Here is a 1,660-nt window from a genome sequence, read left to right as displayed (position 1 = left end):
GGTGTCGATTTAATGGAAGTAGGAACCAATCTGATTAACGGGCTTTGGGAAGGTATCAAAAGCCAATGGAATGCTTTATTATGGTTTTACGTTTCTCAAAAATGAGAAACGTAAAAATGTTATAAGTAAAGAATATCATCTCACCTTAGATATGGCGAAAGAGCTCTCAATGGTTGAACGCAATGAGAAAGGACGTCAAGCTCGTCGTTACTTTATTGAATGTGAAAAGAAACTAAAAAGTCAATTTGTTGATTATGATGATATACGTTTTGCTTTCCCAAAAGATTGGGATAAAATGTCTCCAACTAAAAAGGCTGTTTACATTTATGGACCTCTCCACATGCATCTTGTCAAAGCCTTTACGTTGGTAGAAGAAAGCAAGCATTACAAAGCCATAATCAAAGAAGCAAAACAAGTCTTAGAAAGATCTGTCGTGAAAGCCGCTTAAGTAAAAAATATGTCTCCCCTCCCCGTTCTTAAAATGGGGAGGTGGTTAAGATGCTTCTTCTAAAGCTGTCTGCTCCTTACAATTCTTTTGAATAGGTGTCAAACTCATTTGCAAATCTAAAGCATTCAAAACACTAAGAAAAGTAGAAAGTCGTGGATCACCTTTATCGCTTAAAGAACGATAAAGAGACTCGCGATTTAGTCCTGTCTCTTGAGAAACAGTTGTCATTCCTTGTTTACGCGCAATAATACCTAATACATGTGCAATATAGCCACTATTTTTGGTTTCTAAAGCATCATCTAATAAGATCTTAAAGTCTTCAGGCGTATTAAAATATTCACTTACATCAAATTTAGTAATTTCCATGTTTCATTTCCTTTACTAATTGAAGGGCTTTTTCTATATCTTTTTGTTGTGTGGATTTATCACCAGCATTTAATAACAAAATGATTTGTTTCCCTTGTTTTACAAAATAAATCCTATAGCCTGGTCCATAATTTATTTTTAGTTCACCAATGCCACGGAAATATTTCACGTCTCCTAGAAGCCCATATTCAAGGCGGAAAATACGTGCAGCAATTTTCTTTTGCACTTGTTTGTCTTTTAACGAGTCTAACCACTCTGTAAAATAGTGTGTTTTTTTAACAATAAACATCTGTAGTTTATATGCTACAGAATAAATAATGTCAAATACATTCTTTTGTTCCAATGAACAAGCTACATAGGTTTTAACAAGCCATCCTTTCAAATGGGAAAAATATCAATTTTTTAATCCAGCTCTGCTTTTTGCGGAGCTTTTTTTATGGAGCAACATATGCGAAAAATATCATCAGACGGACTTGCACTTATCAAACAATGGGAAGGTTTGCGTTTGAACGCCTATAAAGATGCCATTGGGGTGTGGACAATAGGTTATGGACATACAAACAGTGCTGGAAAGCCTTTTATTTACGAAGGCATGACAATCACTGAAGAACAAGCCGAAAATGTTCTCTATCAAGATTTAAGACAATTTGAGAATGCCGTTGAACAAGCAGTTCAAGTTTCATTAACGGATGAACAATTCGCGGCGTTAGTGTCATTTTGCTATAATGTAGGAACAGGAGCCTTTTGTAACTCGACACTGTTAAAAAAGCTCAATCAAGGTGAATATGAAGCTGTCCCTGCAGAGCTACAGAAATGGACCAAAGCAGGCGGGAAGCGTCTTGAAGG

3 protein-coding genes and 1 pseudogene are annotated in these 1,660 nt (G+C 36.0%); 2 read left to right on the top strand and 2 right to left on the bottom strand.

Annotated elements, in window-relative coordinates:
* Nucleotides 1–88 precede the first annotated feature (88 nt).
* A pseudogene (locus tag ACFINF_RS09145) lies at nucleotides 89–448 on the top strand (antA/AntB antirepressor family protein); the annotation flags it as partial.
* A 45-nt stretch (nucleotides 449–493) separates the two neighbouring features.
* Here the strand turns inward: ACFINF_RS09145 and ACFINF_RS09140 are convergent.
* Entirely contained in the window at nucleotides 494–814 is a 321-nt protein-coding gene (locus tag ACFINF_RS09140; RefSeq protein WP_375620577.1) for an addiction module antidote protein, read from the bottom strand.
* Nucleotides 801–1,103, bottom strand: a complete 303-nt coding sequence (locus tag ACFINF_RS09135; protein WP_006589072.1) for a type II toxin-antitoxin system RelE/ParE family toxin — start codon at nucleotides 1,101–1,103, stop codon at nucleotides 801–803. Before ACFINF_RS09135 ends, ACFINF_RS09140 begins: the two co-directional genes overlap by 14 nt.
* 159 nt (nucleotides 1,104–1,262) lie before the next feature.
* Between ACFINF_RS09135 and ACFINF_RS09130 the strand changes: the two genes are divergently transcribed.
* On the top strand, nucleotides 1,263–1,660 hold a 398-nt coding region (locus ACFINF_RS09130; RefSeq protein WP_375620576.1), incomplete at its 3' end, for a lysozyme.

It is taken from the genome of Bartonella sp. TS25HLJMH, assembly GCF_042193505.1.
In the GTDB taxonomy this organism is placed as follows: Bacteria; Pseudomonadota; Alphaproteobacteria; order Rhizobiales; family Rhizobiaceae; genus Bartonella; species Bartonella grahamii.
Note: the sequence above shows the minus strand (reverse complement) of the source record. Positions and strands in the feature narration are given on the sequence as shown.

Coding starts and splice junctions, on each gene's coding strand:
- ACFINF_RS09140 (WP_375620577.1), bottom strand. CDS start 814: ATGGAAATTACTAAATTTGATGTAAGTGAATATTTTAATACGCCTGAA.
- ACFINF_RS09135 (WP_006589072.1), bottom strand. CDS start 1,103: ATGTTTATTGTTAAAAAAACACACTATTTTACAGAGTGGTTAGACTCG.